This window comes from Clostridium sp. AM28-20LB (assembly GCF_003480665.1).
Classification (GTDB): Bacteria; Bacillota; Clostridia; order Lachnospirales; family Lachnospiraceae; genus Otoolea; species Otoolea fessa.
This window is the reverse complement of record NZ_QUJN01000001.1, coordinates 852,130-876,323: the sequence shown is the minus strand read 5'-3', so window position 1 is coordinate 876,323 and position 24,194 is coordinate 852,130. Positions and strand designations below refer to the sequence as shown.

The following is a 24,194-nucleotide window of genomic DNA, read 5'->3' as shown; positions in this document are numbered from 1 at the left end:
GCGAAAAGATGGAACCATTGGTTGAGATAAAAAATCTGTCGATCCGTTTTCCAGAAGGAAATTCGACCTTTGAGGCAGTCAAGGGCATCAGCTTTTCGATCGGAAAAGGCGAGATCGTCGGAGTAGTCGGCGAGTCAGGGTCAGGAAAATCCATGAGTGCGCTGGCACTGATGGGGCTGCTTCCGAAGGACGCCGAGATTGCCTCCGGATCGCTCTGTTTTCAGGGAGAAGATCTGGTGACCATGAAACCGGAAAAGCGGAGACAGCTATGCGGCAGCAAAATGGCGATGGTCTTTCAGGAGCCGATGACCTCCTTAAATCCGGTATTGAAAATCGAACGGCAGGTCGGGGAAAGCCTGCGGATCCATACGAAACTCGGAAATGCTGAGATCCATGAACGGGTCGTGCAGGCACTCTCAGAAGTCGGTCTGCCGGACCCGGAGGGGCTGTGCGGTAAATACCCGCATGAACTTTCTGGCGGCATGCGCCAGCGTGTGATGATCGCGCAGGCGATGATCAATTCTCCGAGTCTTCTGATTGCGGATGAGCCGACGACAGCGTTAGACTGTGTCGTTCAGGCACAGATCCTGGAGCTTCTGCGGAATATCCACCGGACCAAGGGAACGTCGATTCTCTTTATTTCCCATGATCTGAATGTTGTGCGTGCGCTCTGCAGCCGTGTGATCGTGGTTTATAAGGGCGAGATCGTGGAAGAAGGGCAGACGGAAGACGTCCTTCTGCATCCGAAGCATGAATATACGCGCCATCTGGTGGCGTCGATTCCGGAGGGAGAAAAAGGGGAAAGCTCCGGCGGGGAGATCCTGCGCCTGACGGATTTGAACGTATTTTACGATGTGCGTGGCGGTCTGTTCCGCAAAAAAGGAAAAAAACACGTAATTCACGATCTGAACCTGTCGGCAAGAGAGGGAGAGATTGTGGGGATCGTGGGCGAGAGCGGCTGCGGCAAATCGACGCTCAGCAAGACGATCCTGGGACTTCACGACAATTATACGGGTGAGGTGAAGGTGCGTGACGGCGTCCGTCCGCAGATGGTATTTCAAGATCCGGCGGGATCGCTTAACCCGGCGCGGACGATCGGATGGATTCTGGAAGAACCGCTGCGCCTGCGCGGCATCAGAGACCGCGCAGAGCGCAGGCAGCTAGTGAAAGAAATGCTTGAAAATGTCGGACTGGACGAGTCCTTTGCGGCGCGCCATCCGAGAGAGCTTTCTGGCGGTCAGAAACAGCGCATCAGCATCGGCGTGGCCCTTCTCATGGATCCGCGCCTGGTGATCGCGGATGAGCCTGTTTCGGCGCTTGATGTGACGGTCCAGTCCCAGATTTTGAACCTGCTTTTGAAGTTGCACGCCGAAAAGCAGATGACCATCCTCTTTATTTCCCACGATCTGAACGTCGTGCGCGGGCTCTGCAGCCGTGTCATGGTCATTTACAGGGGTGTGATTGTGGAAGAAGGTCTGGCAGAAGAGATCTATGAGCATCCGGCGCACCCGTACACGAAACTTCTGCTGGAAGCGGCGATCGGCGGGGATACAATGGAACTGGATGCGGAGGCAGGAAAGCAGAGTGCGGAGCCGGAGAGAGACAGCCGGATGGAAAAACCGGAGCGGGGACAGACGAAAGGGAACCTTTTGGAAAATCAGGAAAAAGAGCGGTCCGTCCAGAATGCACCAAAGAAGATAGCGGGCAGTGGGGAGAAGTGTATCTTTTATGAGCGCTGTCCGAAGAGAAGAGAGGCGTGTGCCCATGTGCCGCTGTCACCGGAGGCAGTACAACTTTCAAGGACACACTGGGCGCGGTGTATTCAGATAGAAGCATAATCTGATAAGCTGAAATAGAGAAAAACGAAATAGCAGCCGAAAAAAGACAGACGGTTCAGCCTATGCCAGGGAAAGCGGCATGGCTCGAATCGTCTGTCAATGTTTTTTCCTGCGGTGGGAAATTAAAGTGCGCGGCTGCTCACTGGAAGAATCCTGCTGCCCCTGCTGTGCCTCACCGGAAAGCTGCAGCGGCTCCCGGCGGTGCCGGAGTGAATGGTAAAAAAGCCAGATCAGATCCACCAGGGCGATCAGAAACGCACATCCGGCTAATAGATGAAATACCTCATGCGTCAGAGCGGGATACGGCAGAGCGGATATGATATAAGGAGAAGTCATGTTCCGCAGGGAGCTCACCGTCCAGGAGAGACTGTCCGCCATCGTCTGGAGAAGCGATTCATAGGTATCCTCGTTCAGGCGGATCAAACGCCCGTTTAATGAAAGTGCTTTGCGTTCGGGCGGCTCTGGATAGCCGGAAGACGGATCGAGCAGATAGAAATGGCAGGTTCCATTTTCCAGAGAGTAATAATAATATCCGGTCTCTTTCTTTCCATCGTAGGCAGCGCACCCTGTATAATATAAGGAAGGAGCGTTCACCGAGACATAGGGCTGAGCCGGGTTATAAAAATCTTCAAACTTGCACTGGCTGTTTATCGGCCGCGGGGAGTGTGAATTTTCCCCGGCATTCTGCCACAGGAGCAGGATGGACGCGATCAGCACCAGCGCCGGAAGCCACATCTGCCGGCGGTAAAAACGGCGGCTTTTGATGGGAGAATGTTTTTGTTTTTCAGTCAAATTTTTCATACGCTCTAGTATAGTCAGTTCTGCGTGGAACGTCAAGAGTTAGTGTATACGACAAAATCCTGCTGCCACCACGTTTTCTTACGGCACTTTCGGTTCTAAAAGTGCCTACCTGTGAACAATTACTCCATTCCTGGTCATCTGCGCGTGCTTTTTCAATTATTCTTGCAAACAGGGCGAAAAATTGCTATGATGGGAGTGCTGGCATCGGAAGGAGATTGTGCAGTAGGGGAAAGCTTTCGGTGCATGGCAGTCATTTTTGCATCGGCAATATAGAAGGAGAGGCTAAATGGACGCTTACACGAGTTTTGCGGAAGTATATGATATGTTTATGGATAATATTCCCTATGAGGACTGGTGCGGGTACCTGACTTCCCTTTTAAAGGAATATGGGATCAATGATGGTCTGGTGCTGGATCTGGGATGCGGAACCGGCACGCTGACGGAGCTTCTGGCAAAGGAAGGCTATGATATGATCGGCGTGGATGTCTCGGAGGATATGCTGCAGGAAGCAATCGAAAAACGGGCAGAATCCGGGCTGCCAATTTTGTATTTATTGCAGGATATGCGCGAATTTGAATTGTACGGGACGGTCCGGGCGGTCGTGAGTATCTGCGATTCGCTGAATTATATTCTGGATTATGACGATCTGGCGCACGTATTTTCGCTGGTCAACAATTATCTGGATCCGAAGGGAATGTTCATTTTCGACCTGAACACGGAGGCAAAGTTTCAGGCAATGGGAAGTGAGACGATCGCGGAGGTGCGCGACGAGGGGAGCTTCATCTGGGAAAATGAGTATGATGAAGAGGAGAAAATTAACTCCTACGATCTGACGCTCTTTATCCGCGAGGAGGATGACTTATACCGCCGCTATCAGGAGACGCATTTTGAGCGCGCGTGGTCGTTGGACGAGATAAAAAAGGCGCTCACAGAGGCGGGCATGGAATTTGTGGCGGCGTATGACGCATTTACGAAGAACGCGCCGCGAAAAGAGAGCGACCGAATCTATGTGGTTGCGAGAGAACATGGAAAAGAGGTATAAATGATGGAAAAGATAAAAGCAGGTGAAATAACGGGACAGACCGGAGATTATATGCTCCGTGCGACGGCGGCGAATGGTCAGATCCGCGCATTTGCGGCGACTTCCCGCGATTTGGTGGAGAAAGCCAGACAGGCGCACAATACCAGCCCGGTGGCGACCGCAGCGCTGGGACGCCTGATGACGGCAGGGGTCATGATGGGATCGATGATGAAAGCAGACAGTGATCTTTTAACCATCCGGGTCGAGGGTGATGGTCCGATCGGCGGTCTGACGGTGACAGCTGATAAGAACGGCAATGTCAAGGGCTACGCGTTCCACCCGGAGGTAATGCTGCCGCCGAATGCGAAGGGCAAGCTGGATGTGGGCGGTGCGCTGGGAGTCGGCGTCTTGAGCGTAATCCAGGATATCGGTTTGAAAGAGCCGTATGTGGGACAGACGATCCTGGTAACGGGTGAGATTGCGGAAGATCTGACTTATTACTATGCGACTTCCGAGCAGACTCCGTCCTCCGTGGCACTGGGCGTTCTGATGAATAAAGAAAATACGGTGCGCCAGGCAGGCGGATTTATCATCCAGCTTCTTCCGGGAGCAGAGGAGGCGACGATCTCGGCACTTGAAAAGACGATCGCTGAGCTGGAGCCGGTGACGACGATGTTAAATAAGGGAATGACTCCGGAGGACATTCTGGAGCTGATTTTAGGACAGTTTGGTCTGGAGATTCTGGATAAGATGCCGATTCAGTTTACCTGCAACTGCACCAAGAGCCGTGTGGAGAAGGCGTTGATCAGCATCGGTGGCAAGGAGCTGCAGGAGATGATCGACGAGGGCAAGAGCATCGAGGTCAACTGCCAGTTCTGCAACAAGCACTATGAATTTAGTGTGGATGAGCTGAAAGAACTGTACGAAAAAGCTAAGAAGTAAAAAGAAATGAAATAATAGATATGGCGGCTGTGCGGAAAAAGGATATTTGGATATGTTCCGCATGGCAGGACAGAAAAAAAGGTAATTGTTCACACATGTGTGAGCAATTACGAAAAAAGGGATACTGCCGAAGCGGTATCCCTTTTTATAATCACTTTACTTAGATCAATATAACGTATTCGCAAAATATATATCAAACATATTTGGAAAACAGGTACACTGGAAAGTTGATGATTAAAGCTTGGTTACGTTAGTAGCCTGCGGTCCCTTAGCACCGTTAACAACTTCGAACTCTACCTGAGCGCCTTCCTCAAGAGACTTGAAGCCTTCCATGTTCAGTCCGGAGTAGTGAACGAATACATCGTTGCCCTGCTCGTCGCAGATAAATCCGTAACCTTTCTGGTTGTTGAACCACTTTACAGTACCTCTGTTCATATGATACCTCCAAAAAAATATAAAAAATAGTGATGGTCGCATGGATTTATGACCTGTTCCAAGAATAGCATAGTTTCATATTGATGTCAAACGTTTTCGCATAAAATTTCTGGAAATTCAGACATTTAAAAATAGTTAAATTTTTGTGGAAAATAAGGGCATTTGTTACTGTGCACACATGTGCGCCCAGTAACGGGTATTTTCCAGAAAGCCGCGAAAGAAAGTGGGGTTGTCAAACCAGGATACGGGGGGTAAAATAGGAGGAAAGAAAAGGGGAAAGAGGTAGGAAAATGAATTATATTTACAATGCGTATCATCATTTTTTGACGATCACGAAACATAAATGCGAGGTCATGAAAAACTGCTTTGCGGTAGGTCTGTACCGCCAGGGACTTCTGCACGATCTCTCCAAGTATTCCTGGGAGGAATTTGCGACCGGCGTTAAATATTATCAGGGAAACCGCAGCCCAAATGCGGCGGAAAAAGAAGAAAAGGGCTATTCGGCGGCATGGCTGCACCACAAGGGACGCAACAAACATCATTTCGAATACTGGATCGATTTTGCACCAGACAAGTCCTGGGGGCTTGTCGGCAATAAAATGCCCCTTCGCTACCTGATCGAGATGGTAATGGACCGGATTGCCGCGTCGAAGGTTTACAAGGGAAAAGATTACACGGATGCGTGTGCGTGGGAATACTTTGAAAGAGGCAGAGATTTTGTCGTGATGCACCCGAGGACGAAGTACCAGCTGGAATATCTCCTCACGATGCTGAAAGAGCAGGGCGAGGAGAGAACCTTTGCGTTCATCCGGGCTCTGCTTGCGCGGGAGAGGGCGAAAGAACAGGCAGTCCGGAGAAAACGGATGGGACACGTGATCCGGGAGATAAGAGAGCGTGGACGGGTTCTGTAATTTATAAGGACAATTCTCTCAGATAATTATGTAAGTACAGCACTGCCGTCTTTGGATCTGTGAAAAGCTGTTCTGAATACGGCACAAACAGCTGCTTACTCTTATAGTCTGCTTTCAGGCATTCATGCCACATCGGAGTGCCATCTGCAAGAAGCGGCTGCGGCACAAACAGCCCGGCTGCGCGGGTGTAGCACGTTTTGGCGGTTGCCTTCTTGCGGGCGGAGCGATCCACATACTGACCGACACTTTTGTGGATGGCGCAGTCCTCGTAGATCATATAGTAATAATTCTCATAATCGCTGTAAAATCGTTTCAGTTCCCCGGAATATAATGGAAGGTCGAGCGTCAGGCGGTTTCCTTCCGCCGACAGCTCCAGCTCACCGATAGAAAACTGGAATCCACTTGTCAGAGAGACGGGGCTTTCATAGTGAAGCAGCAGGTGCTTTTCTGAGTTTCCGTCCGCATATGGGATATCACGGCTTTCTGAACCTTTGAAAGAAAAATCGCCGGTCAGAAAGTCCGGGTAGGCGAGAATCGGCAGAATCTGCGGCATTCCCTTTAAGTCATCCTCGTTATGGAGAATCAGAAGGTGTTTCAGCAGTTCAGAGTGCGTCTGTAAATATTCACCGTAAACCTCGATGAGCTGACCGCCGTTGTACTTATCTTCGCGGGCAATGCCGAGGAACCGCTCGATGCTTTTCTGTTTCAGATTTTCAAGTCCCAGCAATTTCTTTAATGGGCGTATTTTCTTATAAATATCAAAACTTTTAACTGCTTCAAAATTCCAGTCCTTTTTATAAAAAACACAGCGTTTCGTCAGAAATGGAATGTCAAACCCGTCGCCGTTGAAATGGACGAGGATGCGCTTTGTCCGGAGAAGTGCAAAAAAAGCGTCGAGAACCTCTTCCTCTGCATCCCTCGTCTCGGCAAAATACTGGGTCAGAATCCAGGTGTTTCCGTCGTGCCAGACGCAGCCGATCAGATAGACCGAGGCGTAGTCGCCGGAAAAGCCGGTTGTCTCGATATCGAAAAAGAGCAGATCGGAGATAGCTCCTAACCGTTTGGGCGGATAAGAGGAAGTAAAGGTCAGCGGATTTTGAATGGTGATCATTTGGCAGTATCCTCCTGTGTCGGTTTATAATGTCCGCCCCAGATCCGCATTGCGTCGGGGATTGGTTTCAGACTGTAACCTATGGCGTTATTATAAATTCATCGGAAGTGAAAAGCAACCGTTTAAAATGATAAAACAATAACACACCCGGTATCGTGAAATATCCGTTCTGGAAGCTGAGTAAAAAGAAAAACAATTTGTAAACCTTCAGTGGTACAAGTTTGGCAATCTTTTGAAATTCCGATATACTAGAAAATGTCGGAAGTGACAGCGGGAAATGTGGTTGTACCAATATGGCAATTTGGGAATTTTTGGCGGAAAGACTGGCAGATTATGAGAACCCGCGCAAATTTGCCTTGCTAAAGGAGTTTTCAAAGACTGAAAGCGGAAAGATTCGTAAAAAAGAACTGTGAAAATTGCTTTTTCTTGTCGAAAAAAGAAAATGATTTATTGTGCAAAATGACAAAAGTGACGTTGACAAAATTGGAAAAGGGTGGTATATTTACATACAGCAATCAAACTATTTAATGTAACGGTTGTGAACGTGACCGGAGAGCTGCTTTCTGTGGGGGAAAAGCGGCTCTCTTTTTATATATGTTTGACTTTTTGTATAGTGACAGCTACAATAAATTCGTAACTGTTCAGTACCTTCACAGTCACGCGCAAAAATCCATTTAAAATTGCCTACGGCAATGGGATTTTTGCCTGCTGGTCCATGTTTTCGTACGGTCAGCGCAGTAAATGCGCAGACCTATTGAACAGTTGCTATGTTTTTAAAAATTATTTATAAGGGAGACAAACCATATGATAAGAGATGGCTTTATCCGGGTTGCCGCGTCAACGCCGGAAGTGAAGGTGGCAGATGTAGAGTACAACCGGGAACAGGTTTGTGAACAGATAGAGGAGGGGCGCAAAAAGGGCGCTTCGATGATGGTATTTCCAGAGCTGGTGCTGACGGGATATACGTGCGGTGAGCTGTTTATCCAGAAATCGCTGCTGGCGAAGGCAAAGGAAGAGCTTAGGAAGCTGATCGCCTTTACAGCTGGCGATTCAATGCTTGTATTTGTAGGACTTCCGTGGGAATACAACAATAAATTGTACAATGTGGCAGCGGCGATCCAGGATGGAAAGCTGCTCGGTCTGGTTCCGAAGAGATGGATTCCAAACTATTCTGAATTTTATGAGGGACGTTATTTCAACCCGGGCTGGGAAAAGATAATCGACGTTTCCTGGGACGGTTATCAGGTGCCAATGGGAATGAAGCTTTTATTTTCCTGTGACAATGTGGAAAATCTCGTCGTGGGGGCGGAGATCTGCGAGGACGTCTGGGTTTTAAATCCACCGAGTATTGCACACGCGTCGGCGGGGGCAACGGTGATCGTCAACTGTTCTGCCAGCGATGAGGTGACAGGCAAGAGCGAGTACCGCAGAAGTCTGATCAGCGGTCAGTCGGCGCGGCTGCTCTGTGCGTATATTTACGCCAATGCGGGCGAGGGAGAGTCTTCCCAGGATCTCGTTTTTGGCGGCCAGAATATTATCGCTGAGAATGGCAATATCCTGTCGGAGTCAGCGCGATTTGAGAATCAGACGATCTACGCAGATATCGATTTGGAACGTCTGGAATGTGAGCGCCGCCGGATGACGACCTATCAGACAGAAGGCCGTGAGGATTACCGGTTTGTAAGCTTTACGCTGGATCGGAAACCGCTTGCGCTGGAGCGCGCGATCGATCCGACCCCGTTTGTCCCACACGATGCGGGCAGCCGGAACCGCCGTTGCGAGGAGATCCTTTCGATCCAGGCGATGGGATTGAAAAAACGTCTCAAACATACCGGATGCCGCCATGCTGTCGTTGGTATTTCAGGCGGTCTGGATTCAACGCTGGCCCTTTTAGTAACCGTGCGCGCCTTTGATCTGCTGGGGATTCCGCGTGAAAATATCCTGTCTGTGACGATGCCGTGCTTTGGTACGACTGACCGGACGTACCAGAATGCCTGCCAGCTCACGAAAAAGCTGGGTGCAACCTTGAAAGAAGTCGATATCCGAGAGGCAGTTACTATCCATTTCCGTGACATTGAACAGGATCCGTCGGTTCATGATGTAACGTATGAAAATTCACAGGCACGCCAGAGGACGCTGGTTCTGATGAATCTTGCCAATAAGATCGGCGGTCTTGTCATCGGCACCGGCGATATGTCGGAGCTGGCGCTTGGCTGGGCGACCTACAACGGCGATCATATGTCGATGTACGGTGTCAACTGCTCGGTTCCGAAGATGCTGGTGCGCCATCTGGTGCGCTATTATGCAGATACCTGTGGCGAGAAAGAGCTTTCTGATATTCTGCTGGATGTACTGGATACGCCGGTCAGCCCGGAGCTTCTGCCGCCGGAGGAGGATGGAAAGATCGCGCAGAAAACGGAGGATTTGGTTGGTCCTTATGAGCTGCATGATTTCTATCTCTACTATATATTAAGATTCGGCTACCGTCCGGGCAAGATTTACCGCCTGGCGCGTCAGGCATTTGACGGTGCTTATGATAAGGAAACGATCCTTAAATGGCTGAAGGTGTTCTACCGCCGTTTCTTCAACCAGCAGTTTAAGCGTTCCTGCCTGCCGGATGGTCCGAAGGTAGGTTCTGCTGCAGTATCGCCGCGCGGCGACCTGCGTATGCCGAGCGATGCGTGCAGCCGCCTGTGGCTGGAGGAGCTGGAAACACTGGATGAGGATTGCGTTTACGGAGTGCCGGAGACGAAAGCGGCAGGAGGCAGCCTGTGATCGCGAGCACGGGCAATGCCCGTGTCAGAGCGGTGACGGCGCTTGCAAAGAAAGCAAAAGCAAGACGGGAACAGGGCGTCTTTTTGGTGGAAGGTCCGAAGATGTTCGGGGAACTGCCGGTGGAGAAACGCCGCGAAGTCTATGTGTCGGAAAGCTTTCTGCGCCAGCAGGGCGAAAGAGCGGAAAAACTGCTGGCAGGCTGCCGATATGAGACGGTGACGGATGAAGTCATGCGCCATATGTCGGACACCCAGACACCGCAGGGAATCCTGGCGGTAGCGGAACAGTTTTCCTATCAGCTCTCAGATGTGCTGAAAAATAGCCTGGACGGAAAGGCACCGGAGCTTGTGATTCTGGAGACGCTGCAGGATCCGGGTAATCTGGGAACAATCCTGCGTGCCGGAGAGGGGGCGGGTGTGACAGGCATCATTCTTGACCGTGGTTCAGCTGATATTTACAGCCCGAAGGTCATCCGTTCCACGATGGGCTCGATCTACCGGGTGCCGTTTATCTACACGGACGACCTGCATCAGACGATCGGGGAAGTAAAAAAGCAGGGAATCCGCCTCTATGCGGCGCATTTAAAGGGGAAACATAACTACGAAGAAGAAAATTATACAGGTCCGTCCGGCTTCCTGATCGGAAATGAGGCAAATGGTCTGACCGAGGAGACGGCGGCGCTTGCTGACGCGTGGGTGAGGATTCCGATGGCTGGAAAGGTTGAATCCCTCAATGCAGCGGTGGCGGCTTCGGTGCTGCTGTTTGAGACGGCACGGCAGAGACGGCAGTAAATTGCATTTTTTGAAACAATGTTTTAAGCCGGATAGTTTGTGCAAATAGAGAGCTGTGAAGAAATAAATTGAACTGCAGATCGATATGTTCCATTAAGAAGTTTGTAATAAAACCGTAAGTTCAAAAACAGAGCTGATTGGTTGATAAATGTCAGAAAATATCGTATACTAGTTTTAAGATATCAGGGTCAAAAGACCTATATGGAAGGAGGAGATGACATGGCAGTATGGTGTGTCTGGCTGGCGGTGTTTGTAGTGTGTATCGGGCTGGAAGCAGCGTCGATGGCGCTGACTTCGATCTGGTTTGCTGGAGGCGCTCTGATTGCGTGTGTCCTGTCGATCGCGGGAGTGAATCTTTACATCCAGATGGCAGTGTTTGTCGTTGTTTCATTCCTTCTTTTGTATTCAACAAGACCATTGGCACTCCGGTATATCAATCAGAAGACGGTGCGGACCAATGTGGACGCGCTGGTGGGTAAAAAAGCGCGGGTAACCGCAGAGATTGATAACGACGAGGCGAGAGGGACGGCGATGGTGTCCGGCCAGGAATGGACGGCACGCTCGGCGGATGGAAGCCGGATTCCGAGGGATACGATTGTACAGATTCAGGCGGTCAGCGGCGTCAAGCTGATTGTCAGCAAATGTAAGGAGGAGTAGGAAATATGGGAGCAGTTATCAGTTTTCTTGTCATTGCGATTGTGGTACTTCTGATTTTGTCATCCTGTATCCGGATCGTGCCGCAGGCACAGGCATTAGTCGTAGAGCGTCTGGGTGCTTATCTGGAGACATGGTCGGTTGGCGTGCATTTCAAGGTGCCGTTCATTGACCGCGTGGCAAAAAGAGTCATTTTAAAAGAGCAGGTTGTAGATTTTGCACCGCAGCCGGTTATCACGAAAGATAACGTTACGATGAAGATTGATACGGTTGTATTTTTCCAGATCACAGATCCGAAGCTGTTTGCGTATGGTGTTGAGAACCCGATCATGGCGATCGAGAACCTGACGGCGACCACCCTTCGAAATATCATCGGTGATCTCGAACTTGACCAGACCTTAACCTCCCGTGAGACGATCAACACGAAGATGCGCGCTGCACTCGATGTGGCGACAGATCCGTGGGGAATCAAGGTAAACCGTGTTGAGTTGAAAAATATCATTCCTCCGGCAGCCATTCAGGATGCGATGGAGAAACAGATGAAGGCAGAGCGTGAGCGCCGTGAGTCCATTCTCCGTGCCGAAGGCGAGAAGAAATCGACGATCCTGGTAGCCGAAGGTAAGAAAGAGTCCGCGATTCTGGAAGCAGAAGCAGAGAAGGAAGCGGCGATCCTGCGTGCAGAAGCACAGAAGGAAAAGATGATCCGTGAGGCAGAAGGTGAGGCGGAAGCGATCCTCAAAGTCCAGAAAGCGGAAGCAGACGGACTTCGCTTCATCAAGGAAGCAGGCGCGGACAATGCAGTGCTGCAGCTCAAGAGCCTGGAGGCATTTGCCAAAGCAGCGGACGGCAAGGCAACAAAGATCATCATCCCGTCCGAGATCCAGGGCATTGCCGGTCTGGTAAAGGGTCTGACAGAAGTTGGCGCGGATGGTCAAAAGGCAGAGTAGCCGGGAGTGAGCGGCTCTAAGTTATAAAAAGAAGGTATAAGAAAAGGCTGGTGGTTATGTAAAGCAGGAACCGCAGCCTTTTTCGATTTCTTTTTTGACAAGCTTGCGGACATTCGGTATAATATCCCATAGTGATATGTGTACCCATATATGTTGATGAAAGGGTACGTGCAAGAAGCTATGTGCTATATGAAGAATGAAGCTGTTGTTTGCGAATATAAGTAAGGAGTGGATGCGTTGAACCTGCAGGAAAAAAGAAAGAAAAGCGCGAATATCGCGTTTGCCCTGGATATGCTTCATATCGTAGTGGGTATATTGATCGTGATATTTGCGGTTCTTGCGTTTCTGAACCCGGATGAAAACCGGATTTTGTTTCCGGTAATCTTTCTTCTGGCGGCGGTACTGAATCTTGCCAATGGCTATGACCGCTATCGCCGGGGAAGGGGAAGAAAGCATCTGCGAACCGGCGGAATGGTCCTGATGGCAGTGGGAGCAGGATTGTTCCTTTTATGTATTGTCAGTACACTTACAATATGGTGGGGGTAATAAAAGTGAAAACAGAAGTTTTGCGAATGTTAAAAGAAACGGATGATTACCTGTCCGGACAGGAGATCTGTGAGCGTTTAAATGTATCACGGACGGCAGTCTGGAAAGTTATCAAACAGTTGGAGACAGAAGGATATGAGATAGAGGCGGTCCGGAACCGCGGTTACCGGCTGCGTTTCCTGGGCGATGTTCTCAGCCAGGCAGAGCTGGAGAGCAGCATCGACAGCGAGTGGGCTGGAAAAAATATTTTATATTTTGACGAGACGGATTCAACCAATACCGAGATCAAGAAAGCGGCGGAGAAAGATGCCCCGCACGGTACGCTGGCAGTCGCGGATTATCAGTCGATGGGAAAGGGACGCCGCGGAAGAAGCTGGGCGGCGCCGCATGGCGTCGGCATCTGGATGAGCCTGCTTCTGCGCCCGGAGCTTCCTCCGACCTGCGCGTCGATGCTGACGCTGGTGGCGGCTCTGGCAGTTGCCGACGGGATTCGGGAGGTTTGCGATCTGGAGGCAAAGATCAAGTGGCCGAACGATATCGTCGTCAATGGAAAGAAGGTCTGCGGTATCCTGACCGAGATGAGCACGGAATTAGAGTGTATTAATTATATCGTGACTGGTATTGGCATCAACGTGGCAAATCACGAGTTCCCGGAGGAGATTCGGGATGTGGCAACGTCTCTGTATCTGGAGACAGGAAAAGAAGTGCGCCGCAGCCAGCTTATCGCCGCGATCATGCGTGCGTATGAGGGATATTATGATAAATTCATGGAAAACCAGAACATGAAATCCCTGATGGACGTTTATAACAGCCGTCTGGCAAACTGCGGTACACAGGTGCGCGTCCTGTCTCCGGGCAATGAGTATACGGGCATGGCGCTTGGAATTGACGAGATGGGCGAACTGCTGGTCCGCACAGAAGACGGAAAGGTGTGCAAGGTGATCTCAGGAGAGGTATCTGTCCGGGGCATTTACGGATATGTATAAAGATTTTTATGCGTCGTTGAAGCCTTTAGAGGGGGAAATACCTTATGCGGAAGAAGAGAGGCTGGCGGCATCCGGCGCTCTATTGCTCTCCTGGTACCGGAAAAACCGGCGGCTCCTTCCGTGGCGGGAGAATCCGGAACCGTATTCGGTCTGGATTTCGGAGATCATGCTGCAGCAGACGCGGGTAGAGGCGGTCAAACCGTACTTTGCCCGTTTTATGGAAGCACTCCCGGACATCACCTCGCTCGCGCAGGTGGACGAAGATCGGCTTTTGAAGCTGTGGGAGGGACTTGGGTATTATTCCAGAGCCCGGAACCTAAAAAAGGCAGCGGTCTGCCTGATGGAAGACTACGGCGGTCAGATGCCTGCGTCGCGGGATGAGATATTGAAACTTCCGGGCATCGGAAGTTATACAGCCGGGGCAGTTGCGTCGATCGCGTATGATCTGCCGGCTCCGGCGCTGGATGGAAATGTGGTGCGTGTTCTGACACGCCTGTTTGCTGACCCACAGGACAGCACGAAGCCGGCGCTTCGAAAGAAATATGAGCGGCGCCTGGAGGCGGAACTTGTGCGCCGGACGGAGGAAAGAGATTCCTATTTGTCAGCCGGTGATGATGCCGGTGAGGTTTCCACGGCATCACGGTCAGAAGAGCTATTTCATCCAGGTGAATATAATCAGGCATGGATTGAACTGGGCGCGCTTGTCTGCATCCCGGGCGGACGTCCGCTCTGTGAGAAGTGCCCGCTGGAATCCCTTTGTCTGGCGCACCGGCGGGGAGAGGAGGAGCAATATCCGGTCAAGCCGCCGAAAAAGCCGCGCCGGATCGAGGAAAAAACGGTCTGCCTGATTGAGTGGGAGGATACGGTGGCGATCCGCAAGCGCAGCAGCAAGGGATTGTTGGCGTCCCTCTACGAATATGTCAATCTGGACGGAAAAAAGAGTGCGGCGGAGGCAGCGAAAGAACTGGGGATCGCGGAGGCGGATATCAGGGAAACCGAGGATCTGCCGGATGCAGTCCACATTTTTTCCCATGTTGAATGGCATATGTGCGGACGCAGAATCCGCCTGAAACGGGCGTCCGGCTATCAGGATAAAGCAGTTTTGATGGTGTGTCGGGCGGAGCTGCAGGATCGCTATCCGATCCCCAATGCATTTCGCGTGTATACAAATATATTAATATGAAATACTGTTAGTGTGGGGGAGCAGGAGAAATGGCGATTATGAAAAAAATGCTTTTTATCATCAATCCGAGATCTGGCAAAGAACAGATTCGAAGTCGTCTTCTTGAAATTTTAGATAGTTTTGTAAAGGCGGGCTATGGACCGTCTGTTTATATTACGCAGGGCCCGAAGGACGCGGAGTATCAGGCGGCACGTGCGAAAACGAAGGAACTGGTCGTGTGCAGCGGCGGGGACGGTACGCTCAACGAGGTGGTATCGGGGCTGATGACGATCACCCCGGAAAAGCGTCCGGAGTTAGGGTATATCCCGTCGGGTTCCACGAATGATTTCGCATCCAGTCTGGGACTTCCGAAAAATATGCGGAAAGCGGCGCAGACAGCTGCGCTGGGAAAACCATTTCTGGTGGATGTCGGTGTATTCGGCAAAAACCGGTATTTCGTCTATGTGGCGGCGTTCGGAGCATTTACGGAGGTATCCTATTCGACCCCGCAGGAGACGAAAAATATTTTGGGGCATCAGGCATATATGCTGGAAGCCATCAAACGCCTGACAGGGCTTAAATCCTACCGGATGCGCCTTACGTGGGAACATCTGGGGGAGCAGAGAGAATTGGAAGAGGAATTTATTCTGGGAATGGTGACCAATACGACCTCGATCGGAGGTTTTAAAGGATTGGTTGGTATGGACGTGGCGCTGGATGACGGGGAGTTTGAGGTGCTTCTGGTCCGGAAACCGCGCACGCCGCTTGACATTGCAAGTATTGCTGCTTATCTGATTCAGAGAGAGGGCGAAAATGAATGCGTATTCAAGTTTCGCACCTCGAAACTGACGGTACAGTCGGAGGAGCTGGTGGACTGGTCGCTGGACGGTGAGTTTGGCGGAAGCCAGACAGAGGTCGTGATTGAAAATAAACCAAGAGAGATTGCGATCAGGGTGCCTGAAGTTACGGTTCGCGGGTAGGCACTTTTGGAACCGAAAGTGCCGTAAGAAAACGTGGTGGCAGCAGGAATTTGCCGTATTTAAATGCGAAGCCACGGCAAATTCCGTTACTGGGCATGTATGCGTGAACAGTAACTGCCTAAATAGAAATAGATCGAAAAATTTCGAAAATTGTTGAAAAATAGAATTTAATCGTATATAATGTACTTTCGGGATATTGCAGGGAAAGGTGCAGGGAAATAAAAGCACACAAACAATCGAGGGACAATATCACGTTAGATATAAAGAAACTTCTAAGCGAAATAAATCGAAAGGACGTTAATTCGTGGAGAAAGAAAATTTTTTAGGTAAGTTAAGGAAACTGGTAGAGTTAGCAAAGTCCAAGCAGAACGCGCTGGACGTGACAGAGATCAATAACTTTTTTATGGGCGATAATCTGCAGACAGAGCAGATGGAGCAGATTTACAATTATCTGGAGCAGAATAATATTGATGTCATTCCGGAGGTGATCGATGATTCGATCCTCAAGGAAAATGATTCGATGCTCGATGATGATGTGGATGATGAATTCCTCAAGAACGAGGAAGAGGATATCGATCTGGATGCGATCGATCTGTTAGAGGGAATCGGCACGGAAGATCCGGTCCGCATGTACCTGAAAGAGATCGGTACTGTTCCGCTTCTGAGCGCGGAGGAGGAGATCCGCCTTGCAAAGCGCAAAGCAGAGGGTGATGTGAATGCAAAAGAGCGCCTGATTGAGGCAAACCTGCGCCTGGTTGTCAGCATTGCAAAGCGCTATACAGGACGCGGCATGAGCTTCCTGGATCTGGTTCAGGAAGGCAATCTGGGTCTAATTAAGGGCGTTGAGAAGTTTGATTATACAAAGGGTTATAAGTTAAGTACATATGCGACCTGGTGGATTCGTCAGTCTGTTACAAGGGCTCTGGCGGATCAGGCGAGAACTATCCGTGTCCCGGTGCATATGGTAGAGACGATCAACAAGATGTCCAAGATGCAGCGTAAGCTGACGCTGGAACTGGGCTATGAGCCGTCGGTGGCAGAGCTTTCCGAGGCGCTTGGCATGTCCGAGGATAAGGTCATGGAGATCATGCAGATCGCACGTGAGCCAGCTTCCCTGGAAACCCCGATCGGTGAGGAAGACGATTCCAATCTGGGTGATTTCGTAGCGGACGGTAACGTGGTAACGCCGGAAGGGAATGTAGAATCTGTTATGCTGCGTGAGCATATCGATGCATTGCTTGGAGACCTGAAGGAGAGAGAGCGTCAGGTTATTATTCTCCGGTTTGGTCTGGAGGACGGACATCCGAGAACCCTGGAAGAGGTCGGAAAAGCATTCAACGTAACGAGAGAGCGTATCCGCCAGATCGAGGCAAAAGCACTTCGTAAATTAAGAAATCCGGTCCGGAGCAAGCGGATTCGCGATTTCCTGTAAGAGTTGTATCACTTTGATAAAAAGGGAAATTTGTTTGGAATTTCCTGAAAGGTTTAATAAAAAGATAAAGCAGTTTGTACCCGTCCGTGGGTACAGGCTGCTTTTTCAAGTTTTGAAGAATATGAATTATTGTGCATATCTTCATATGACGTCTAAGGATGGAAATGATGTTTGTCAGGAAAGAAGCGTTTCGGATAGAAGTATCGTGTGCTGGATGGAAAATGCACGGACAGATGGGAACTTATAGAAAGAGGAGAGAAAAATGTCGGAACCAATAAAAAATCCGCCAGCCAGAAAGACACAGACGGCGAAACGGAATTATCAGAAAGAAATGGAAAAAGTGCTGGATGCAGCAGTCCGGGACGGCAGAGTTCCGACTTTATTTCTCCACAGCTGTTGTGCGCCGTGCAGCAGCTACGTGCTGGAATATCTGTCGCAGTATTTTTCAATTACGGTGTTCTACTACAATCCGAATATTTCACCGAAAGAGGAATATGAGGCGCGCACGGAGGAGGTACAGCGGCTGATCCGGGAGCTTCCAGCGGTGCATCCGATCCGGTTTGTAGAAGGAAAATACGACCCGGAATGCTACTATGAGGCAGTCCGGGGGCATGAGAAGGATCCGGAGGGCGGCGAGCGCTGCGGTATTTGTTTTGAGATGCGCCTACGGGAAGCGGCGAAGCTGGCAGCCGAGGGCGGCTATGACTGGTTCACGACGACCCTCACGATCAGTCCGCTCAAAAATGCCGGGCGCCTCAATACGATCGGGCAGGCGATGGGAGAAGAGTATCATGTGGCATTTCTGCCGTCGGATTTCAAGAAAAAAGAGGGATATAAGCGCTCGATCGAGCTGTCGGCGCAGTATCATCTATACCGGCAGAATTACTGCGGATGCGTGTTCTCGAAGCGGGAGCGTGAAGAGCAGATGCAGAAGGAGAGGCAGGAAACATCGTGATTTGCGGGGCGATATGTTTGGTTGAAGATGAGTTTGTATGGATGATTGCCTGTAGCTGTGAAAGTATGAAACGGCTGTGAGGGGAAAAAAGTGGTACTGTTCACAGGTAGGCACTTTTGGAACCGAAAGTGCCGTAAGAAAACGTGGTGGCAGCAGGAATTTGCCGTATTTAAATGCGAAGCCACGGCAAATTCCGTTACTGAGCACGTATGCGTGAACAGTAACAAAAAAGTTACAAGAAAAGATGGAAACAGAAAGGAAGAAACGCAATGTACCGCTTATGTATATTTGATTTGGATGGAACTCTTTTAAATACGGTTTATGCGCTGACTTATGTGACAAATTTAACATTGGATGCATTCGGACTGCGCCATGTCACACCGGAGGAAACGAAACGGATCGTGGGAAATGGCTATCGGATGCAGATGAAGCGTGCGCTGATGCTGGCAGGGGATGAGAAGCTGGTTCATTATGAAGCGTCGCTTCCGATTTATATGGAGAATTTCTCTAAATACTGCCTGAAAGACGTAGAGCCATATGACGGTATCCGGGAACTGCTGGCGTCGTTAAAAGAGATGGGTGTACATGTGGCTGTCCTTTCGAACAAGCCGCATGATCAGGCAATTGTGAATATTGAGACATTCTTTGGGAAAGGATATTTTGATGTGGTGCGCGGCGAGCAGGCGGGAACGCCGAAAAAACCGGCTCCAGACGGGGCGTTCGCCATTTGCCGGGAACTGGGTATAAAACAGGAAGAGTGTCTGTATCTGGGCGATACGAATACAGATATGGAAACTGGGCTGAATGCCGGAATGGACACGGTCGGCGTGCTCTGGGGCTTCCGTGACCGGGAAGAGCTGGAAGGCTGCCATCCGCAGTATATTGTGGCACATCCGTCGGAAGTAGCGGAGATTGTGAAGAAAAAGAATGAGTCACATGGAAGAATGGAGTAGTGTCTGTGTTTGTTCATAGCTGTGAAAAGAGAAACAGTTGTGAAAGAAAATGATATTTGAAATAGTAATTCGAAATGTTTATTGAAAAACATTTACTGAAATAGAAGATAGTTAAGGGTAAAAAAGAAATATGGTAAAACACAAGAATGGATTTAAATGTAAATGGATATCATGGATGCTTGCTTTTTTGCTTGCCTTTTCCTGTGTTCTTACAGCGTGTACGCCACGGCGGGGAACCGCATCGTCTGATTCATCGTCGAATCCGTTAAAAGGGGCAGATGCGTCTGGTGATACGCGCTTAAACGTTGTGACGACGCTATTTCCGTATTACGATTTTCTCCGGCAGATTGCCGGGGATTCGATCCGGCTGACGATGGTTGTTCCGGCGGGCATGGACAGCCATTCGTTCGAGCCGACGCCGGCGGACATGATCACGATCCAGAATGCAGATCTGTTAGTCTGCAACGGCGGTACGATGGAACAGTGGCTTTCGCAGGTGCTTGATTCCTTCGGGGAAGGCACCGGACCGAAGCGCGTCGTGACGATGATGGACTGCGTGGATGTAGTGCAGGAGGAGATCGTCGAGGGCATGGAAGATGGAGAGGCGCACGATCATGGACATACGCATGTTCATGCGGATGGAACAGTTCATGCGGGTGATCACGATCATGAGTCGGAAGATCATGCTCACAGTGAAGAAGAACATGAGCCAGAAGACCATGTTTACAGTGAAGAAGAACACGACACAGAAGAGCATATTCACAGCGAGGATGAGCATGATATGGAAGATGTGGCGGGTCATGATGAAGATCACGCTCAAGAGTATCTGGATGAGGACGATGGTCACGGCGTCGAGATTGAATATGACGAGCACATCTGGACGTCCCCGGTCAATGCGAAAAAGCTGGCCGGCGTGCTGGCGGAGATGCTGGCACAGGAAGATCCGGCGCACGCGGCTTCCTATGCGGAAAACTGCGCGTCCTATCAGGATAAATTGACGGAATTGGATGCAGAATTCAGAGAAGTTGTCTCCCATGCCAAGCGCCGTCTCGTCGTTTTCGGTGATAAATTTCCACTCCGGTACTTTTTCGATGAGTATGGGCTGGAATACAGGGCGGCATTTTCAGGATGCAGTACGGATACGGAGCCGAGTGCCAAGACCATCGCCTACCTGATCGATAAGGTGCGGGAGGAACAGATACCAGCCGTCTATTACCTGGAGCTTTCCAGCCCGCGCGTGGCGGAGATCATCGGGGAAGAGACGGGCGCGGAACCACTGTTGTTCCACTCCTGCCATAATGTGACGAGACACCAGTTTGATTCGGGTGTTACCTATCTGGAATTGATGGAGCAGAACGTAAAGAACTTGAAAAAGGGATTGTCATAAAAAGAATAGATGATTATGGGAAAAAGTCTTTAGCCATGGTGAATGTTTATGACAATAGAAGAGTAGAGCAGTAGTGAAAGGAATTATAGATGGGATTACTCTTAAAATGTGAGCATGTAGGTTTTGGTTATGAAAACCAGGATGCGGTGCTGGATGTGAACCTGGAGGTAAATGAGGGCGATTACATCTGCATTGTCGGCGAAAATGGTTCGGGAAAAAGTACCCTGATGAAGGGCATTCTGGGACTTTTAAAACCGACTTCGGGCAGAATTGAATATTCGGAAGAATTAAAAAAAGCCGGTATTGGTTACCTGCCGCAGCAGACCGACGCGCAGAAGGACTTTCCAGCGACTGTGTTTGAGGTGGTTATCTCCGGGTGCCTGGGAAAACGCGGCAGCCGCCCGTTTTATTCGATAAAAGAAAAGAAAGAGGCGCGGGCAAATCTGGATCGTCTGGGAATCCGCGATCTGGAAAAAAGCTGTTTCAGAGAGCTTTCCGGCGGTCAGAAACAGCGTGTTCTGATCGCGCGGGCGCTCTGTGCGACGGATAAGCTGCTGATTCTCGATGAGCCGATCACGGGACTCGATCCGTCGGCGATTCTGGACTTTTACCAGCTGATCCGGAAACTGAATCAGGAAGAAAAGGTTGCAATCCTGATGGTTTCCCATGATATGGCAAATATTGTGCATCAGGGAGGAAAAATTTTGCAGATGCGGCAGAAGCCGCTGTTCTGGGGTACGATGAAAGAATATGTGAAGAGTGAGATTGCTCATTCTTTCCTGGGACGGGAAGAGCTGGCAACTCTGGGGCACAGATGCGGAGTGCCGATGCAGAAGGATGGAATCAGGAAGATGCAGAAGCCGGAAATGGGTTCGGAAACTGATTCTGAAACGAAACAGCATTTGAAAGACAGGAATGCGGAGAAGGAGGTGTAGAAGATGGGAATTATATCTGAAATGTTATCATACCCGTTTATGGTGCGGGCGCTGATCGGCGGTCTTTTAGTCTCTCTTTGCGCCTCTCTGCTGGGTGTCAGCCTGGTGCTCAAACGCTACTCAATGATTGGAGACGGTTTATCCCATGTTTCGTTCGGATCCCTTTCGATCGCACTGGCGGCAGGCTGGTCGCCTTTAAAGGTTTCGATTCCGGTGGTCGTGCTGGCGGCATTTTTCCTGCTGCGGATCACGGAACATGGAAAAGTAAAGAGTGACGCTGCGATTGCGATGATCTCGGCCAGTGCGCTTGCAATCGGTATTATCGTAACTTCCCTGACAACCGGTATGACGACCGATGTCAGCAGCTATATGTTTGGAAGTATTCTCGCGATGAGCCGGGAAGATGTCCAGTTTGCGGCGGTGCTTTCCATGGTGGTGCTTGGATTATATCTTTTTTGCTATAACAAAGTATTTGCGGTTACCTTTGATGAGAGCTTTGCCAAGGCGACCGGCGTCAATGTGTCGCTCTATAACGTGCTGATAGCGGTTCTGACCGCGATCACGATCGTGATTGGAATGCGGATGATGGGCGCGATGCTGATCTCCAGTCTGATTATTTTCCCGGCTCTGACCTCCATGCGGGTGTTCAAGAGCTTCCGGGGCGTGGTCGTCGCATCGGGGATTCTGTCGCTGATCTGTTTCTTTGGAGGAATGGTGATGTCCTACACGTACTCAACACCGGCGGGCGCGAGCGTTGTTGTGGTGGATCTGGCGGCGTTTCTGCTCTTTTCGCTGATACAGAGAGGGATCGCAGTTCGCAAGTAAATGTTTTTCTGATTGACAAATGTATTTTTCTGTGGTTATAATTAAAAACAGTTGATAAATTGAAAAGCTTGTCTAAGCGTTAAAGAGACTATAGGGTTTGTACTGTTTCTGAGATAAACAGTAAAGTCCGTAGTCTCTTTTTTATTTGATAAGAAATGCTTTGCGGAAGAAACCCAGGTGTTTTTTCTGCGAAGAATGTGTCAGAAACGCTCATGAAAAGTGGAAAATAAAAAAGGGAATGGAGACGGAAAAATGGATCAGACCTACATGAAAGAAAAACCAGTTGTCCCGCTGCTGCTTTCGATGGGAATCCCGGTCATCATATCGATGATCGCCGGGGCACTCTACAATATCGTGGACAGCATTTTCGTGGCAATGATCAGTGAGGACGCGATGACGGCGGTTTCGCTTGTCTATCCGATCCAGAACCTTGCGCACGCAGCCGGGGTTGGGTTTGGTGTTGGTATCAATGCGATGGTGGCGAGACGCCTTGGCGAAGGAAAAACACGGATGGCGAACCAGACAGCATCGCAGGGAGTATTTTTAAGTGCCTTACATGGAATGATTTTAACGATTTTAGGAATGGCGGTGATTCCGTATTTCCTGCGGATGTTTACGAGCGATGAGGTAACGATTTCCTACGGACTGACGTATTTTTGCAATGTGTTTCTGTTTTCAACGATCGATACGATGGGAATGGCATATGAAAAGGTCTACCAGTCGGTTGGAAAGATGAAAATATCGATGGCAGCCGTCTTGATTGGATGCGGCGTCAATATCGTGTTGGACCCGATCTTTATCTTTGGATTAGGCCCCATGCCGGAACTGGGAATCTGCGGTGCGGCGTGGGCGACAGGAATCGGGCAGACGGCGTCGCTGCTGTTTTATTTGATTTTAAACCATGTGAAACCGTTAAATGTGGAGATTTCGCTGCGGGAAATGCGTCCGTCGAAGGAGATCTGCGGAGGTATGTATTCAGTCGGAATCGCGGCAACACTCAATATGGCGCTGACATCCCTGCTTCTGACGGCGCTCAATGCGATTCTGGCACCATTTTCGCAGGTATATATTCTGGTGCTGGGTGTTTACTACAAGCTGCAGGCACTGCTTTATCAGGGAGCCAGCGGCGTGGTGCAGGGAATGCGCCCGCTGATCGGTTACAATTACGGTGCAGGCGAGCAGGAGAGGGTGAAAAAGATCTTCCGCGCGGCCCTTATGATTGTTGGCATTATCATGACAGTGGGAACCCTGCTTGGCGAGCTGGTGCCGGATTTCCTGATGGGGCTGTTTACGCAGACGCCTTCGACGGTGGAGATCGGCAGAACGGCGCTCCGGATCATCAGCCCGGGCTTTGTCATGTCAACGGTTTCCGTCATTGCTTCCGGCGCGTTTGAGGGACTTGGAATGGGACTTAAATCTCTGAAAATTTCCCTGATGCGCTATGCCGTGATTATCATTCCGATCGCATTTGTGCTCAGCCGGATCATCGGTCCTACCGGTGTATGGCACGCGTTCTGGCTGGCAGAGCTTATTACGGCAGTGTATGCTGGGGCGAGCTGGAAGCGGACGATTACTGTGTCTTTATAGGGCGTTTTTGGTCTCAAAAAGGCTGCATATATGTGAGGCTAAAAACGTTACTGTTCACACGCGCCCAGTAACGGGATTTTGCCGATGCTTGACTTTACTAGGTATTTGTGTAAAATAATAAGTGGCTGATCGGAACTTCGGCAGATTCGGGCGATGTAAAGCTATGCATTGCCGGGATGCCAGGTACCGGGCGGACAATGATTTACAGTCAGTACACATT

The 24,194-nt window shown here is 50.1% G+C and carries 21 protein-coding genes and 1 pseudogene; 19 read left to right on the top strand and 3 right to left on the bottom strand.

The window, feature by feature from the left end; translation table 11 throughout:
- Positions 1–8 precede the first annotated feature (8 nt).
- Positions 9–1,838, top strand: a complete 1,830-nt coding sequence (locus tag DW739_RS03875) for an ABC transporter ATP-binding protein (protein ID WP_118628660.1) — start codon at positions 9–11, stop codon at positions 1,836–1,838.
- A gap of 96 nt (positions 1,839–1,934) precedes the next feature.
- On the opposite strand, the gene DW739_RS03870 is transcribed toward DW739_RS03875, so the two are convergent.
- Positions 1,935–2,639, bottom strand: a complete 705-nt coding sequence (locus tag DW739_RS03870; protein WP_107000168.1) for a hypothetical protein — start codon at positions 2,637–2,639, stop codon at positions 1,935–1,937.
- Between the two features lie 286 nt (positions 2,640–2,925).
- Between DW739_RS03870 and DW739_RS03865 the strand changes: the two genes are divergently transcribed.
- A complete protein-coding gene (locus tag DW739_RS03865; protein ID WP_022359795.1) occupies positions 2,926–3,681 on the top strand; it encodes a class I SAM-dependent methyltransferase in 756 nt (251 codons plus the stop codon).
- Complete coding sequence (hslO, locus tag DW739_RS03860; RefSeq protein ID WP_333493376.1) at positions 3,682–4,602, top strand: Hsp33 family molecular chaperone HslO; 921 nt, start codon at positions 3,682–3,684, stop codon at positions 4,600–4,602.
- Between the two features lie 234 nt (positions 4,603–4,836).
- Here hslO and DW739_RS03855 read toward each other — a convergent pair whose 3' ends face one another.
- Entirely contained in the window at positions 4,837–5,037 is a 201-nt protein-coding gene (locus DW739_RS03855) for a cold shock domain-containing protein (protein ID WP_022359797.1), read from the bottom strand.
- Positions 5,038–5,327: 290 nt separating this feature from the next.
- Between DW739_RS03855 and DW739_RS03850 the strand changes: the two genes are divergently transcribed.
- On the top strand, positions 5,328–5,948 hold the full coding sequence (locus DW739_RS03850) for a DUF5662 family protein (protein WP_022359798.1): 621 nt from the start codon (positions 5,328–5,330) through the stop codon (positions 5,946–5,948).
- Between the two features lies 1 nt (position 5,949).
- Here DW739_RS03850 and DW739_RS03845 read toward each other — a convergent pair whose 3' ends face one another.
- Positions 5,950–7,059 (bottom strand): ribonuclease H-like domain-containing protein, encoded by a 1,110-nt coding sequence (locus DW739_RS03845; protein ID WP_118742652.1) that lies wholly within the window; start codon positions 7,057–7,059, stop codon positions 5,950–5,952.
- An 807-nt stretch (positions 7,060–7,866) separates the two neighbouring features.
- Between DW739_RS03845 and DW739_RS03840 the strand changes: the two genes are divergently transcribed.
- From DW739_RS03840 to DW739_RS03770, 15 genes and pseudogenes are all read left to right on the top strand, one after another.
- Positions 7,867–9,834: an NAD(+) synthase gene (locus DW739_RS03840; RefSeq protein WP_182427939.1), complete on the top strand. Its 1,968-nt coding sequence runs from the start codon at positions 7,867–7,869 to the stop codon at positions 9,832–9,834.
- On the top strand, positions 9,831–10,625 hold the full coding sequence (locus DW739_RS03835) for an RNA methyltransferase (RefSeq protein ID WP_118742650.1): 795 nt from the start codon (positions 9,831–9,833) through the stop codon (positions 10,623–10,625). Before DW739_RS03840 ends, DW739_RS03835 begins: the two co-directional genes overlap by 4 nt.
- A gap of 219 nt (positions 10,626–10,844) precedes the next feature.
- Positions 10,845–11,282: an NfeD family protein gene (locus DW739_RS03830; protein ID WP_118742649.1), complete on the top strand. Its 438-nt coding sequence runs from the start codon at positions 10,845–10,847 to the stop codon at positions 11,280–11,282.
- 5 nt (positions 11,283–11,287) lie between these two features.
- Entirely contained in the window at positions 11,288–12,226 is a 939-nt protein-coding gene (locus DW739_RS03825) for an SPFH domain-containing protein (protein WP_118293275.1), read from the top strand.
- A gap of 237 nt (positions 12,227–12,463) precedes the next feature.
- Positions 12,464–12,772, top strand: a complete 309-nt coding sequence (locus tag DW739_RS03820) for a DUF6637 family protein (RefSeq protein ID WP_118293274.1) — start codon at positions 12,464–12,466, stop codon at positions 12,770–12,772.
- Positions 12,773–12,777: 5 nt separating this feature from the next.
- Positions 12,778–13,758 (top strand): biotin--[acetyl-CoA-carboxylase] ligase, encoded by a 981-nt coding sequence (locus DW739_RS03815; protein WP_118472057.1) that lies wholly within the window; start codon positions 12,778–12,780, stop codon positions 13,756–13,758.
- On the top strand, positions 13,751–14,941 hold the full coding sequence (locus DW739_RS03810) for an A/G-specific adenine glycosylase (protein WP_118742648.1): 1,191 nt from the start codon (positions 13,751–13,753) through the stop codon (positions 14,939–14,941). The genes DW739_RS03815 and DW739_RS03810 overlap by 8 nt, the downstream gene beginning before the upstream one ends.
- A gap of 38 nt (positions 14,942–14,979) precedes the next feature.
- On the top strand, positions 14,980–15,900 hold the full coding sequence (locus DW739_RS03805) for a YegS/Rv2252/BmrU family lipid kinase (protein WP_107000161.1): 921 nt from the start codon (positions 14,980–14,982) through the stop codon (positions 15,898–15,900).
- Positions 15,901–16,204: 304 nt separating this feature from the next.
- Positions 16,205–17,332 carry an RNA polymerase sigma factor RpoD gene (gene rpoD / locus DW739_RS03800; protein WP_022359808.1) on the top strand — a complete coding sequence of 376 codons (1,128 nt, stop codon included), beginning with the start codon at positions 16,205–16,207 and terminating at the stop codon, positions 17,330–17,332.
- 262 nt (positions 17,333–17,594) lie between these two features.
- On the top strand, positions 17,595–18,287 hold the full coding sequence (locus tag DW739_RS03795) for an epoxyqueuosine reductase QueH (protein WP_118742647.1): 693 nt from the start codon (positions 17,595–17,597) through the stop codon (positions 18,285–18,287).
- A 269-nt stretch (positions 18,288–18,556) separates the two neighbouring features.
- Positions 18,557–19,240 (top strand): HAD family hydrolase, encoded by a 684-nt coding sequence (locus DW739_RS03790; protein ID WP_118742646.1) that lies wholly within the window; start codon positions 18,557–18,559, stop codon positions 19,238–19,240.
- A 175-nt stretch (positions 19,241–19,415) separates the two neighbouring features.
- The gene (locus DW739_RS03785) at positions 19,416–20,627 is read left to right on the top strand and encodes a metal ABC transporter substrate-binding protein (protein WP_243023724.1); all 1,212 of its coding nucleotides are present in this window, start codon (positions 19,416–19,418) and stop codon (positions 20,625–20,627) included.
- An 89-nt stretch (positions 20,628–20,716) separates the two neighbouring features.
- Positions 20,717–21,418, top strand: a pseudogene (locus DW739_RS03780) (ABC transporter ATP-binding protein); the annotation flags it as partial.
- 147 nt (positions 21,419–21,565) lie between these two features.
- Entirely contained in the window at positions 21,566–22,387 is an 822-nt protein-coding gene (locus tag DW739_RS03775) for a metal ABC transporter permease (protein WP_118742643.1), read from the top strand.
- A gap of 252 nt (positions 22,388–22,639) precedes the next feature.
- Entirely contained in the window at positions 22,640–23,974 is a 1,335-nt protein-coding gene (locus DW739_RS03770) for an MATE family efflux transporter (RefSeq protein ID WP_118742642.1), read from the top strand.
- Positions 23,975–24,194: the final 220 nt, after the last annotated feature.